Source organism: Fontibacter flavus (genome assembly GCF_042432905.1).
In the GTDB taxonomy this organism is placed as follows: domain Bacteria; phylum Bacteroidota; class Bacteroidia; order Cytophagales; family Cyclobacteriaceae; genus Fontibacter; species Fontibacter flavus.
In genome coordinates this window covers 24,929-38,699 of record NZ_JBHLWI010000001.1, presented here as the reverse complement: position 1 = coordinate 38,699, position 13,771 = coordinate 24,929, and the positions used below count along the sequence as shown (strand labels likewise).

Genomic DNA, 13,771 nt, shown 5'->3' with positions numbered 1-13,771 from the left:
AATTTTTGAAACCTGCTCATTTTCAATGAAAAATATTTTGGCATAAAAATGCCCATTGAATTTTCTTGTTAAACCAAGTATCCAAAAATGAATCGAATTTTTTTGGTCTAATGCTTTTCAATGGGCAATTTGTATTTTAAAACGGCTCAGATCATCGAGGAATTTGAGATTATTTGCTGTTACTGGTTTTTTTATTTTCTTCGTTTACGTGCTTGACAAGACGGTCACAAAGGTCTTTAATTTCTTCAGCCATGTACTCATCACCGGTGCTGTTCAGAATTGTCTGCGCCATTCCGCCAAGGATGTCGATATAAAATCTTTTCATTTCCACTACTGACATGTCATCAGTCCAAAGATCAATCCTTAAAGTGCTGTGGTTTAGATTATCCCAAACATTCAAACTTATACTCTTCGTGGATTCCATTCCACCTTCTTCTTTATCGGTAGCATCCCATTTGATCGTTTTAGGAAGGTTTTTCTCATCTAATTGGACCGAAAATTTTATTTCTGAATTTTTCATTGAAGTTTAGATATTTTCGTGACAAATCTACTAAAAAAAAATTGTCCGTTTTTGTTCCCTACTTCCATCACTTTATTTCTATTTTTAAGCCATGCAATGGACACTTTCATTTGATATCCCTCAAGGGGAGACCAAAATCTCACACCGGTCTTCCATTTTTTCTATTGGCACATGTTTTTCCACCACGATAGGTGAGAAGCTCAATGAGAGAAAATTCCCCATACTCAACAATCCTTTCGGCACGCTGTTCAATCCTGTTTCTATGGCACAGGTGATGGAAGATGCCATTTTAGAAATGCCTATCAATACTGATATGATGTTGGTGAGAGATGGGCTATACCTTCATTTTGGGATGCATTCTGATGTGGTAGCATACAGTCAGGATTCTTTAGAAAGACTGATACATAAAAAGCAACAGCAGAGCAAACAGGTTCTCGAAAAAGCGACACATCTTCTGATTACTTTTGGTACAGCTTGGGTTTATGAATATGGCAATTCCGGTCAGATAGTGGCAAATTGTCACAAACAACCCGGTGAGCTGTTTGAAAAAAGACTGCTGCATCCGGATGAAATCCAAAAGGCATTCAGTAGCTTCTTCAATATTCTAAGGCAGATCAACCCGAAAGTGAAAGTCTTATTGACTGTCAGTCCGGTAAGACATACTAAAGATGGGATTCCAGAGAACCAACTCAGCAAATCTGTGTTGAGATTGGCTGCCCACGACCTGACTGAGACCTATGATTTTGTAGAATATTTCCCTAGCTATGAAATTATGATGGATGAGCTTCGTGATTATAGATTTTATAAAGAGGATTTGATCCATCCTTCTCCGCAAGCTGAGGATTATATTTGGGAAAGGTTTAAACAAACATGGATAGATCCAAAGACTTATCCTTTGATCCAGGAGTTTGAAAGTATCAAAAAGGATCTTGCCCATCGTCCTTTTAATCCGGATAGTCCTGCCCACATGAAATTTTTGGACAACCTGCAAAAAAGACTGGAAAAATACAGTAGAGACTTTGATTTTTCTAAAGAAATGGACCAGCTTAGAAAGCAGGTGAATTACAGGGGGAAATAAAAGGATTGGAACCTTTACAAAAGAACAATCCCAATGAGTCCAAATAGGAGGCCAAGCAAGCTTCCAGTAGCAATTTCATTGAGGGAATGCCTTTTCATCTCGAGCCTGGACCAAGATGTGGCTAATGCTAAAACGATAGCAGGAATCCCTATAAAAACGGAAAGGTCCCATAATCCCATGCTGACATAAAATGCGATTGCAGCATGCATGGATGCTTTGATTTTAAAATTGACCAAGGCCATTATCAATATCAATCCAGAAAAAACTAAGGTGTTCAATAGGACTGTGAGGGGCAGATTCATAAAATAAAATGTGCTCATTAAAATTAAAATCAAAAGCATAACGACAGGATAAAACCCTTTTCTTTGCTTTTGGTCAGAGACGTCAAAGTTGGTGTAAGTACCTTTTTTTGTTTTATGCCAATTATGAATGCTAATCGGTAAGGTGACTATGCAGATGATTGACAAAGAAACGAAATAGGCTTGTTCCAAGGTCAATCTTTGGAAGCTCACTGCAATCACATAGACTGAACCCAACAGTAAAGGATGACCGATTACGGAAATTATTTTGGCGGTTTTTGCTTTCATTTTAGGAGTTCACACTTCACAAAAATAGGGTAGTTGATATCTGCTTGTAAAAAAACTTATTGGATTTTGTCAGAAATCTGTTTAGCCAATAATTCATAACCAAGATCTGATGGATGTATACCGTCGGGTGCAAAAAAGTTTTTCGGGAATTTTTCTGAACTGTTCTCAAAATCGACTAGAGAAAATTTTGTTTTGAGATGGAGTATTTCTCTGGCTAAAATACTCCTGTGCCAACCTAGAAAAAACCGGATCAAACTTGGGATAGCAGGGAATTGGTTGACCGGAGGAATTGTAGGAATAATTATTTTTTTTACCGAACCAATTGAGGTAATTTCTTCAAGAAATTCGCTAAGTGCAGATTGAAACTTACCGGGAGAGGTAAAATTAAAACAATCATTTGCTCCAATCAGAATAATGACAATGTCGATTTTGGTTAAATCTTCAGGGTTTCCTTTGGTATACAGTTTTTTGAGCTGGAAAGCCCTGAGGCCATTTTTGCCCAGGTTATAAATATCATGAGCTTTTTTAAGTTGATGAAATACTTGGCTTGAAATGGTTTTTTCAACTGAACTTGCACCTACGCCAGCAGCGGTAGATTCACCTATTATGAGGATCTTGGATTTTGCCGAATGGCTTTTATGAACAATTGCCTCTGAAAATGGGGTGAGCCTGGTGATGTTTTTTCTTAGGTTTTTTCCTAGTTGTATGAGTATGGGGGAAAAAGGAATAAATAGAATTAGTTCGACAAAATAAGAAAGTCTATTCCAAAGCATAAAGAAGTTAATGATGGGTACATAAAAAGGGGTTGAATTTTCAACCCCCGGATTTTTTGGCTTTGTAACCTTCTTGGATGAGGATTTGCAGCACTTTATCCCTATGGTCTCCTTGGATGAGAATTTGGCCGTCTTTGGCACTACCTCCAACACCACATTTGTTTTTGAGTAGTTTGCCCAGATCTTTGAGGTCATCATCTGATCCTATAAATCCATCGATTAAAGTTACTTGTTTGCCACCTCTGGATTTTTTGTCCAGCATCACTTTAAGATTTTGTTGTTGGGGAGGGACTGTCTCTATTTCTCCATCTCCTTCCAGCTCAAATTCAAAATCCTGATTGGTGGAATAAACTACGCCATCTCTTTTCTTCCAATCGTTTTGTTTGTTTTTCGCCATTTTAATTTTTTGCTTTCATTGTCCAAACGGGTCTTTTGGCTGCATTGACCACGTCTTCCGCTATACTACCGCTCAGGAGGTGTAGAAACCCTGTTCTGCCATGTGTTGCCATGGCAATCATGTCTGCATTGATGTCATCTGCAAATTCAAGAATACCATCTTCTTCGGAGGTACTGTTATACACTGAGCTTGAAGTTGCTTCAACGTTAAAGTCACTGATAAAATCATTGATTTTCTCCATGGAAGTTCTGGTGTTCTCAAACATGGATGGTGTATTGATTTTGACCAAATGCAGCTCTGCATCAATTGTTTCCACTAATTTTTTTAGTCTTTTGACTACATCTCCAGGCACATTGTTAAAATCACTGGCAAAAACTATTTTTTTGATCGCATTAGGTTCCACCTTTCCTTTGATGGTTATCACTGGACAAGTGGAATGCCTCACCACTTTTTCTGTATTACTTCCGATCAGGACTTCTTCCAAGCCTGATGACCCTTTACTGCCCATGACTACTATATCTGCCTGGGCTTCTACAATTTCTTTTGAAATTCCGGCAAAGGGATTGCCGAATACCATTTTTGTTTCAAAAGAGAAACCAGAATCTTTCATGCTGGCCTCAAACTCTTCCATTTGTTTCTTTCTCTTTTCTATAAGCTCAATCATAAAAATCTGGGTACCCTCATTGCTGAAAGCACCTGCTTCACCGTAACTGCTAAAACTCTGTGGAGTAGGCAATTCAATGACATGGAAAAGTTTTAGTTTGTTTTTCGTTTTCTTCGCCATACCCTTGGCAAATTCAAGGGCATAACCAGCTTCTTTTGAAAAATCGTAAGGTACGAGAATTGTTTTCATGTTATCGGGTTTTGATTGATGTTGGAAAATACAAAAAATCCATCAATCCTAATCAATAGATGAAGATTTATCTAAAAAAATAATAGTCCTATACCGAATAAAATAACCCAAAGTAAAGTTGAGATGGCCATTTTCTTCAAAAATGGATCCAGTTCATGTGCCCGATTTTTGGTCTGTACGGCTTTTCCGATGCTAAACATCAAAGGAAGAACTAGAAAGGAAAGTAGACATCCCCAAGCTCCATGGGTCCAAGCAAAAGCAATCATGCAAAGATTTCCCACAATGATCAATGTCCAGTTATAGGCAACTGCTTTTTTTCTGCCTATTCTTACCGGAATGGATCTTTTTCCTGCTTTAAAATCAGATTCAATATCTCTGATATTATTGATGTTGAGCACAGCTGTGCTGAAGCATCCCAAAGAAATTGCTGGCCAAAAAACCCCTGCTGTAATCGATAAATTATGTAGAAAGTAAGTTCCGGCTACGCCCAATAGTCCAAAAAACAGAAAAACAGAAATATCACCTAAGCCCAAATAACCATACGGGTTTTTTCCAGAAGTATAGGTGATGGCTGCCCAAATAGCCGCTAAACCAAGCCCTAAGAACAGTAAAAATAATTTCCAGTCCTGAACTGCGATGTACAATAAAAACAAGCCGGATACTAAGGAAAGTGCTGCGAGAATGATCATAGCTTTTTTCATTTCCACTAAGCTGATCAAACCTGATTGTACTGCTCTGACCGGGCCTTTTCTTGCTTCACTGTCTGCGCCATGCACGCTGTCGCCATAATCATTGGCCAAGTTGGACAAAACTTGCAAAAATATAGTAGTCAAGGAAGCCAATGCAAGTATTTCCCATCGGAAGCCGTCGGTGAATGCTGCCAAAAAAGAACCCATGAAAATGCTGGAAAGTGCCAAGGGTAATGTTCTTAGCCTTAGGGCATGAAGCCAAGCCTGTTTTTTACTGGAAAGTGTAATGTCCACTTGATTGTTTTTGGGCAAAACTAATAAAAAAACCTGTCTCCCAAAGGAGAACAGGTCATTGAAATTTTTTAAGTGAATCTTAAGCTTTGATCAAATTGATAATCTCATCGTCAGTTGGTTTAACAGAAGAAGGGAAGAACTTAACTAATTCACCATTTTCATTGATCAAATATTTGCAGAAATTCCAAGTAGGTTCTTTGTCGTTCCAGCCATTCATATCCTTATCTGAAAGCCATCTGTAAAGCGGGTGTTTATCTGCTCCTTTCACAGAGATTTTATCCATCATTTTGAAAGTGACACCATAGTTTTCAGAGCAGAACTGTTTGATCTCTTCATTACTTCCCGGTTCCTGACCTCCAAAATTATTGGCAGGAAAACCGATGATGACCACATCTTCACCATGCATTTCATGGAGCTTTTGAAGGTCTGCATATTGTGGGGTATAACCACATTTAGATGCCACATTGACCAAAAGAAGTTTTTTGCCTTTGAATTGGGAGAAATCAACCATTTTTCCATTAATATCATTCATTTTGAAATCATACAATGACTTTTCCATAAGCAATTGGTCCAATGTTGTTGGTTTTTCAGTTGATGGCTTTTGAATGCTTGAAGTACAAGCTAAAGCAATAAGTGCAAATACAAATAGGATCTTTTTCATATTACATTCTGTGTGGGACTTTTATTCCTAGTAACTCCATGCCTTTACGGATTGTTTTGGCAGTTAAGTTAGAAAGTGCAATTCTAAACGATTGTATTTGGGCATTGCTTTCATTGAAGATGGACAATTCTGCATAGAATCGGTTATATTCCTTAGCCAGGTCAAACATGTACTGTGCGATAATGGAAGGGGAGTATTCTTCACCTGCCTGTTTGATTTTCTTTTCGAAATCATTCAGCATCACGATCAAATCCCTTTCGGTATTTTCCAATTGATCTAAATTTTCAAATGCTTCAGCATTGTAGTTGACACCGATCTGTTCAGCTTTTCTCAAAATAGAAGCAATTCTGGCATGGGAATATTGGATAAAAGGCCCTGTATTGCCTTGGAACTCGATGGATTCCTGTGGATTGAAGAGTATTCTTTTTTTCGGATCTACCTTGAGAAGGAAATATTTCAGTGCACCCAATCCCAAAATTTCATAAAGCGCTGTAGCCTCTTCTATAGAAAAACCGTCAATCTTACCCAATTCCTTGGTATGGCTTTCTGCTGTATCGATCATTTCCTGTATGAGGTCATCAGCATCTACCACAGTACCCTCTCTGGATTTCATTTTTCCGGTTGGTAGGTCTACCATCCCATAGGAAAGATGATAAAGGCCATCACCATATGGTCTGCCCAATTTCCTCATGATTTTAAACAAGACATCGAAGTGATAATCCTGCTCATTGCCTACCACATAGACGGACTTGTCAATCTGGAAATCGTGGTATTTGAGGTCACAGGTACCCATATCCTGGGTGATATAAACAGATGTACCGTCAGCTCTTAGCACAAGTTTTTCATCCAAACCTTCATCAGTCAGATCAACCCATACTGAGCCGTTTTCTTTTTTGAAGAAGACTCCCTTTTCAAGTCCTTCCTCTACTATATTTTTACCCAGCAGATAAGTGTCTGATTCATAATAGAATTTATCAAAGCTAACCCCCATTTTTTTGTAGGTGGCATCAAAACCCTCATAAACCCATCCATTCATTTTTTTCCACAGGTCTACCACTTCTTTGTCACCTGCTTCCCACAATCTGAGCATTTCCTGTGCCTCTAACATCAATGGGGCATTTTTCTTTGCGTCCTCCTCTGTTTGGCCTCTTCCAAGCAAATCTTTGATCTGAAGTTTATATTCCTTATCGAAAATGACATAATACTTTCCGGCGAGGTGATCACCTTTCAGACCTGATGATTCAGGTGTTTCTCCATTTCCAAAATGCTGATAGGCCACCATGGACTTACAGATATGGATACCGCGGTCATTGACCAAATTGGCTTTGATCACCTCATAACCATTGGCTTTTAAAATTTCGGAAACTGAGAATCCTAGAAAATTATTCCTTAAATGACCTAAGTGCAGGGGTTTGTTGGTATTCGGACTGGAATACTCAACCATCACTTTTTGACCATTTGAAGGCAATTGACCGAGGTTGTTATTGGTATATAAATTTTTGAAAATACTTAACCAAGAGGATTCACTTACTGAAATGTTCAAGAATCCCTTTACTACATTAAAATCAGTTACTGCGGCACAGTTTTGAACAAGGAATTCGCCTATTTTATTACCTGAAGCCTCTGGATTCAGTTTAGTGACTTTTAGATAAGGGAATACCACAAAAGTGTATGTGCCTTCAAATTCTTTTCTTGTGGGCTGTAGGCCAATTTCTTCCAAATCAACTTTGTGGTTAAAAAGTTCTTTGAATGCCTGTTGAATGGTGTTTAATATTTGATTTTCTAGTGTCATTTTTTTAGAAATGGCAAGTGATTTTCAATTATCACTTATATGTTTGAATATCGATTTTCAAATTTGGAAGACAAGGTTTCATTCAGAAATTTTCAACCAAAGATTTTGTGGTAGCTTCCAAGATATCAAAGGCATTTTCTGCCATGATATTTTCGGTGTCTAAGGTAGGATTTACCTCTACAATTTCCCAACAGCATACCCTTTTATCCTTGATCAATTCGGTGTTGAGTGCGAGCGCCTCTTCTACTGTCAAGCCATGTGGAACAGGTGTACCGGTGCCTACGGAAATTGAGGAGTCCAGACTGTCCACGTCAAAGGAAATGTAAATTTGATCGCAATCTTTGAGGACTTCCAAAGCCTGTTCAGACACCTTTTTTACACCTAAACTTCTAACTTCATCCGTGGTGAAATTTTTGATGTTATATTTTTTGATCAAGTAGTCTTCAGGTTCTTCTGTGTCTCTTACAGAGATAAAAACGATATCCTGTGCATTGATTTTGGGAAAATCACCTCCAATTTTTTTGATTTTTTCCCAGTATTGCACTGCCTCAGTTGTAGGTTCATTCACTTGACAGTCCAAGTTATCTGTCTTTATACACATGGCAAGCGGCATTCCGTGCATATTCCCGGAAGGGGTGGTATAGGGTGTATGCAGATCAGCATGAGCATCAATCCAAATGACTCCGAGTCTTTTTTCAGGATGTGCGGCTTTGATGCCCATAATAGTACCTGCTGCAGTGGAATGGTCCCCTGCCAATACTATAGGGAATTTTTTCTCTAATCTCAATGACTCTATGGTGCTGTACACATTTTTTAAAACCTGATATACACCATCAATATATTTGGCATGTGGAAATCTATTGCCTTTCCAAAGGAAATTGTTAGCATCCGGTACGTTGATCGGGTCGAATCGTGTAAAAAAATCTGAAGTTTTGTCCAAGCTGGCGATTTTCAAAGCATCTATCCCTAAGCTTGCCCCTCTGGTGCCTGCGGCAATTTCGGAACGTACTTCCACGAGTTTGATTTTTCTCATATTATTTAGCTTTTGGGTTTATCTCTAATTTGGCTTAAAGTGCCGCAAAAGTAGGTATTTAGGGCCCAAGAAACAAGCTGATGAATTGGGCCTGTCCATTTGAAACTAATAAGCAACAGTTTGAAATTTTCGATAATATAAACTTCTCATGTCGATTCATGATTTTAAGGATGGAATTTAGCAAATAAGTAAACAAAGCTGAAAACCAAGATGGAAATACTAATTGAGGCAATGATTTTCCTTATTTGACTATTCAAAAACCAATAATATCCCGGGCAAGAAATTTTTCTTTTTTTAATTATCTTGTGTGAATAAATTGAGGAAGGTCAAGGGAAAATTTCAGGGGCAATCGCATCGTTAAACGTTTACTTGATTGAAAATTAAAGATAAAATAGGCTGGAAAACCGCTGGAGCATTGGTGGTAGCCAATATGATCGGTACGGGAGTTTTTACCAGTTTAGGTTTTCAGGTTGCAGATAGTCAGAATACTTGGAGTATCATCATACTTTGGTTGGCAGGAGGGGTGATGGCTCTGATTGGGGCATTTGTATACGCAGAGTTGGGAACTCATTTTAAAAAATCAGGAGGAGATTATATTTTTCTTTCCAGGACTATTCACCCTGCTGCTGGATATTTGTATGCCTGGGTTTCTTTGACTGTAGGGTTTTCAGCACCGATAGCTATTGCCTCCATGGCAATGGTGCAGTATTGGGAACCTTTGATCGGTGTTGATTACAGTACATATTTGGGTATTGCTGCAATTTTGGCCATGAGTGCATTCCATTCCTTTTCTGTATCACAATCAGGCTTGGTACAAAATATTCTGACAGCTATTAAACTTCTATTTGTTTTCTCATTGATTCTACTCGGCCTTTTCTATGCCGGTGTTTTACCAGAAGCCGGATTTGATTTTAGTTCCTCTTGGACCAGTGAAGTAGTCCGCCCAGGTTTTGCGGTATCTATGGTTTTTGTGTTTTATGCCTACACGGGTTGGAATTCCGCAGCTTATATTGTGGAAGAAATAGACAGACCAGTAAAGAGTTTGCCTAAAGCACTAATTTCGGCTACGCTTCTGGTCATGATGGTATATATATTATTGCAGCTGGTGTTCCTTAAGCATGCCAGCATAGAGCAGCTTTCCGGAAAGGTACAGGTTGCCACTTTGGCTTTTGGAAATTTGTTTGGTACATCGGGTATTTTTTGGGTGAGTCTATTTATCGGTATTCAGTTAGTAGCCACTATCAGTGGTTATACCTGGGTGGGGCCAAGGATTACCAATGCTCTGGCCAAAGAATTCAGGTTTTGGCAGCCTTTGGCAAAAACGAATGCAAACGGAGTACCTGTAAGGGCAATTTGGTTCAATACAGCCGTAAGTTTGCTTTTGATGTTTTCCGGTTCTTTCGAAACAGTCTTATTATATGCAGGTTTTGTTCTGCAATTGATGGGGACGATGACTATCGGAGCATCTTTACTGGTCAAAAGCAATGATGGATTCAGAAGTCCCTTTAAGCCATGGCTACAGATTCTGTATATTATTTTCAGTTTATGGGTGATGGCATTTATGCTGTATGATAGACCAAAAGAAAGTCTTTTAGGGCTTGGAATTATCGGTGTAGGCTTCATCCTTTATTTGTTTGACAGAAAAAATGAATTGAAATAATCAATAAAAACACTGATTTTTAATTTGATTTATCTAGGCGTTTTTTTCTAAAAACGTCTTATCCGTTTATTTTTCGATAATAATCGGAAGTTTATTTATATTCACCCATCAAGCTAAAAATAAGCGGAAATCTCTATGGCCTTATTGTCTAAATTGCCCCATATTGGGACTACTATTTTCACGGTGATGTCAAAATTGGCTACCGATCACCATGCCATCAATCTTTCTCAGGGTTTTCCTGGATTCGATTGTTATCCCTATTTACAGGACTTGGTCTCGGAATATATGCGTAAGGGCTACAATCAATATGCCCCCATGAGCGGTGTTCCGATTTTAAAAAACAGGTTAGCTGAAAAAACGGAAAATTTATATGACGTGAGTTTTGATCCTGAAACGGAAATAACGATTGTTTCGGGAGCTACAGAGGCTATATTCGCAGCAGTTACTGCTGTGGTCAGAAGAGGGGATGAGGTGATTTTGCTGGAGCCTGCCTATGATAGTTATGCTCCGGCCATTGAGCTCAATGGAGGCGTTCCGGTGTATGTGTCTTTGAACTTGCCTGATTTTTCCGTCGATTGGCAAAAAGTGAAAGACGCCATTACGGATAAAACGCGGTTGATCATGATCAATACTCCCCACAATCCCTGTGGCTACGTCTGGACCCAGAATGATCTGGATATTCTAGCTGAATTGATTGAGGATGAAGACATTTACCTGATCAGTGATGAGGTATATGAGCATATCACTTTTGATAATAGGAATCATCTTCCATTATTTACCCATCCGGTTTTAAAAGAAAAGACTTTTACCTGTGGATCATTTGGGAAGACATTTCACATCACCGGCTGGAAAATTGGATATTGTCTAGCACCTAAAAAATTGAGCACGGAATTCAGGAAAATTCATCAATTTTTGACTTTCAGTACGTCCACACCTATGCAGTATGCACTAGCTGACTTTATGAAAGAGCCCAGCCGGTATTTGTTTTTAAATGAATTTTATCAAAAGAAAAGAGATCTTTTTTGTGAAGGATTGAAACAAACACCTTTTAGGTTTTCACCGACACAGGGCAGTTTTTTCCAGGTGGTGGAATATGGACACCTGTCTTCAGAAAAGGATTTTGACCTGGCGGTGAGGTTGACCAAAGAAATCGGAGTAGCAAGTATCCCTATATCTGCATTTTATCATGATCAAAAGGACCACAAATTACTACGGTTTTGCTTTGCCAAAGATGATGAAGTGTTGGAAGAAGCTTTGGGACAATTGTCAAAGGCCACCTTCTGATCATTAACCCAAGTCAGCCTTTAGAATGACAATGGAATGGCATTTTGTTCTGTAAGTTGTGCCTTGTACCTCTATTGCATCATGATACAAAATATCATTTGGAGAATCAAGACTGGTATCTAGCCATCTTCTCCAAGTGACCAGCTTATCATCCATGATTATGGGAAGTTCAAAATCCAGGTCATGGTGATAGGCATTGATAATATAATGCATGGCTTTTTTTCCATGCATAGCCACAATGGTAAATGCGATCGAATGAGATGTTTCTGACCAATCCGGGAGGTTTATTTTTACCCCATGCCAGATGATTCTGGATTGTTGAAGAAAATCGCTAAGGATTAAATTGAAGTCTTCCTGAGAAGATTCCATTCTGAACCGTTTATGGATCAGTAATTTAACAAAACGGTAGATGTCTTTATTTTTGTGAATCAGGTCCCAATCAAACCAGGTCAGTTCATTGTTTTGGCAGTAGGCGTTGTTGTTTCCATACTGTGTGTGACAAACTTCATCACCCATCCAAATCATTGGTACGCCCAATGAAAGGAGGTTGATTGTTAAAAAGTTTTTGACTTGCCTTCTTCTCAATGCCAAAATATCTGGGTCATTAGTTGGCCCTTCCACACCACAGTTCCAGCTGAGATTGTCATTATTTCCGTCTCTATTTTGCGCATTATTGGCAAGGTTGTGTTTTTCATTGTACGAAACCAGGTCATGAAGGGTAAAGCCATCATGGCAGGAAATGAAATTAATACTTTGTTCAGGCCCCCTTTTTTTGGATGCATACATGTCCGGACTTCCGATCAGTCTTGTGACAAAATCACCTATTTTCCCCTTATCCCCTCGGAGAAAACTTCTGGTGTCATCACGGAACTTACCGTTCCATTCTTTCCAGCTATCTCCTGTGAAATTCCCAACCTGATAAAGACCTGCGGCATCCCAAGCCTCAGCAATCAGTTTGGTACCTGCCAAAATCGGATCTGATTCAATATCCCATAAAATTGGAGGATTTTCAATAGGATTACCTTTTTCGTCCCTTGAAAGGATAGAAGCCAAATCAAATCGGAATCCATCCACATGCATATCCCTGACCCAAAAATGTAGGCTGGATAAGATCATTCTCCTGACAATAGATTGGTTTGCATTGAGGGAGTTTCCGGTGCCAGAATAGTCCTTGTATTTAGATTTATCCTCTTCCTCCAGTAAATAATATATGCTGTTGTCGATTCCTTTAAAAGTATAGGTAGGACCGTTCTCCTTGTTTTCTGAACTATGGTTGAATACCACATCCAGGATTACTTCAATGCCTGCTTTGTGGAAAGCTTTGACCATATCTCTGAAATCATTCAGCACCTGCAAAGGGTTGCTTGGATCACTGCTATAGCCTTGGTGCGGAGCAAAAAAAGAAATTGGAGAATAACCCCAATAATTCTCTAATCCTGAAGGGGCATCTTGGGTATCGAATTGGAATACAGGAAGTAGCTCAACAGCGGTAATGCCCAAATCTTTGAGATAAGGGATTTTTTCAATCAGACCAAGAAAGGTCCCTTTGAGATGTTCTTCAACCCCGGAATTATCCCTTTTGGTAAATCCTCCAACATGCATTTCGTAGATTACTGTTCTGGAGAAAGGTCTTCTGGGGTGCTTATCATCCTCCCAATCATATTGACTGGTATCAACCAAGACACTTTTCAATGAGGATGCAGATGCGTTTCCAAATTCATTCAAAGCCTTGCGATTGTAATCCTCAGGTATGGTTACTGCCTTGGCATATGGGTCTAAAATAACCTTGGAAGGGTCAAACCGATGTCCTTTTTCTGGCTGATAGGGTCCATGGATTCTATAGCCGTATAATTGTCCAGGTTTTAGGTCTTCCACGCAAATATGCCAATAGTGATAGGTTTTATTTTTGACCTTATCCAATTTAAAGACCTGACTTGGCAGAAGGTCATTGGCATCGTTGAATAATAATAAGTCAACATCAGTGGCATTTTTTGAGAAAATACAGAAGTTGACCCCATCTTCAGAGAAAGATGTGCCAATAGGAAAACTCTGACCTGGATGTGTCTTTACGGATACTTGAGTATTCAACATATTAAAGAAGGACAAGGGTGATGCTTGTCCATTAATGGGTGATTATCAAAAATTTAGAT

At 38.9% G+C, this 13,771-nt stretch carries 13 protein-coding genes; 3 read left to right on the top strand and 10 right to left on the bottom strand.

Features of this window, described 5'->3' with window-relative positions; genetic code table 11:
* Positions 1–169: 169 nt before the first annotated feature.
* Positions 170–520 (bottom strand): gliding motility protein GldC, encoded by a 351-nt coding sequence (gene gldC, locus ACFFIP_RS00155; RefSeq protein WP_382385530.1) that lies wholly within the window; start codon positions 518–520, stop codon positions 170–172.
* 91 nt (positions 521–611) lie between these two features.
* Between gldC and ACFFIP_RS00150 the strand changes: the two genes are divergently transcribed.
* On the top strand, positions 612–1,598 hold the full coding sequence (locus tag ACFFIP_RS00150) for a GSCFA domain-containing protein (protein WP_382385529.1): 987 nt from the start codon (positions 612–614) through the stop codon (positions 1,596–1,598).
* A 14-nt stretch (positions 1,599–1,612) separates the two neighbouring features.
* Here ACFFIP_RS00150 and ACFFIP_RS00145 read toward each other — a convergent pair whose 3' ends face one another.
* The 8 genes from ACFFIP_RS00145 to rocF form a co-directional block, all read right to left on the bottom strand.
* A complete protein-coding gene (locus ACFFIP_RS00145; RefSeq protein ID WP_382385528.1) occupies positions 1,613–2,185 on the bottom strand; it encodes a hypothetical protein in 573 nt (190 codons plus the stop codon).
* A 56-nt stretch (positions 2,186–2,241) separates the two neighbouring features.
* The gene (locus ACFFIP_RS00140) at positions 2,242–2,958 is read right to left on the bottom strand and encodes an SGNH/GDSL hydrolase family protein (RefSeq protein ID WP_382385527.1); all 717 of its coding nucleotides are present in this window, start codon (positions 2,956–2,958) and stop codon (positions 2,242–2,244) included.
* Positions 2,959–2,998: 40 nt separating this feature from the next.
* Complete coding sequence (locus ACFFIP_RS00135) at positions 2,999–3,355, bottom strand: translation initiation factor (RefSeq protein ID WP_382385526.1); 357 nt, start codon at positions 3,353–3,355, stop codon at positions 2,999–3,001.
* Between the two features lies 1 nt (position 3,356).
* Complete coding sequence (locus tag ACFFIP_RS00130) at positions 3,357–4,208, bottom strand: universal stress protein (protein WP_382385525.1); 852 nt, start codon at positions 4,206–4,208, stop codon at positions 3,357–3,359.
* Between the two features lie 71 nt (positions 4,209–4,279).
* Positions 4,280–5,191, bottom strand: a complete 912-nt coding sequence (locus tag ACFFIP_RS00125; RefSeq protein ID WP_382385524.1) for a 1,4-dihydroxy-2-naphthoate polyprenyltransferase — start codon at positions 5,189–5,191, stop codon at positions 4,280–4,282.
* A gap of 79 nt (positions 5,192–5,270) precedes the next feature.
* Entirely contained in the window at positions 5,271–5,852 is a 582-nt protein-coding gene (locus tag ACFFIP_RS00120; RefSeq protein ID WP_382385523.1) for a glutathione peroxidase, read from the bottom strand.
* A 1-nt stretch (position 5,853) separates the two neighbouring features.
* On the bottom strand, positions 5,854–7,644 hold the full coding sequence (gene argS / locus ACFFIP_RS00115) for an arginine--tRNA ligase (RefSeq protein ID WP_382385522.1): 1,791 nt from the start codon (positions 7,642–7,644) through the stop codon (positions 5,854–5,856).
* 82 nt (positions 7,645–7,726) lie between these two features.
* The gene (rocF, locus tag ACFFIP_RS00110) at positions 7,727–8,677 is read right to left on the bottom strand and encodes an arginase (protein WP_382385521.1); all 951 of its coding nucleotides are present in this window, start codon (positions 8,675–8,677) and stop codon (positions 7,727–7,729) included.
* A gap of 373 nt (positions 8,678–9,050) precedes the next feature.
* Here rocF and ACFFIP_RS00105 point away from each other — a divergent pair, with 373 nt between their 5' ends.
* Positions 9,051–10,337, top strand: coding sequence for an APC family permease (locus tag ACFFIP_RS00105; protein WP_382385520.1), 1,287 nt, complete (start codon positions 9,051–9,053; stop codon positions 10,335–10,337).
* Between the two features lie 135 nt (positions 10,338–10,472).
* Entirely contained in the window at positions 10,473–11,621 is a 1,149-nt protein-coding gene (locus tag ACFFIP_RS00100; RefSeq protein ID WP_382385519.1) for a methionine aminotransferase, read from the top strand.
* A 3-nt stretch (positions 11,622–11,624) separates the two neighbouring features.
* On the opposite strand, the gene glgX is transcribed toward ACFFIP_RS00100, so the two are convergent.
* Positions 11,625–13,712, bottom strand: coding sequence for a glycogen debranching protein GlgX (gene glgX / locus ACFFIP_RS00095; protein ID WP_382385518.1), 2,088 nt, complete (start codon positions 13,710–13,712; stop codon positions 11,625–11,627).
* Positions 13,713–13,771: the final 59 nt, after the last annotated feature.

What these genes read in the sequence shown, in the direction of transcription:
- gldC (WP_382385530.1), bottom strand. Translation starts at nt 520, where the DNA reads ATGAAAAATTCAGAAATAAAATTTTCGGTCCAATTAGATGAGAAAAAC.
- ACFFIP_RS00150 (WP_382385529.1), top strand. Translation starts at nt 612, where the DNA reads ATGCAATGGACACTTTCATTTGATATCCCTCAAGGGGAGACCAAAATC.
- ACFFIP_RS00145 (WP_382385528.1), bottom strand. Translation starts at nt 2,185, where the DNA reads ATGAAAGCAAAAACCGCCAAAATAATTTCCGTAATCGGTCATCCTTTA.
- ACFFIP_RS00140 (WP_382385527.1), bottom strand. Translation starts at nt 2,958, where the DNA reads ATGCTTTGGAATAGACTTTCTTATTTTGTCGAACTAATTCTATTTATT.
- ACFFIP_RS00135 (WP_382385526.1), bottom strand. Translation starts at nt 3,355, where the DNA reads ATGGCGAAAAACAAACAAAACGATTGGAAGAAAAGAGATGGCGTAGTT.
- ACFFIP_RS00130 (WP_382385525.1), bottom strand. Translation starts at nt 4,208, where the DNA reads ATGAAAACAATTCTCGTACCTTACGATTTTTCAAAAGAAGCTGGTTAT.
- ACFFIP_RS00120 (WP_382385523.1), bottom strand. Translation starts at nt 5,852, where the DNA reads ATGAAAAAGATCCTATTTGTATTTGCACTTATTGCTTTAGCTTGTACT.
- argS (WP_382385522.1), bottom strand. Translation starts at nt 7,644, where the DNA reads ATGACACTAGAAAATCAAATATTAAACACCATTCAACAGGCATTCAAA.
- rocF (WP_382385521.1), bottom strand. Translation starts at nt 8,677, where the DNA reads ATGAGAAAAATCAAACTCGTGGAAGTACGTTCCGAAATTGCCGCAGGC.
- ACFFIP_RS00100 (WP_382385519.1), top strand. Translation starts at nt 10,473, where the DNA reads ATGGCCTTATTGTCTAAATTGCCCCATATTGGGACTACTATTTTCACG.
- glgX (WP_382385518.1), bottom strand. Translation starts at nt 13,712, where the DNA reads ATGTTGAATACTCAAGTATCCGTAAAGACACATCCAGGTCAGAGTTTT.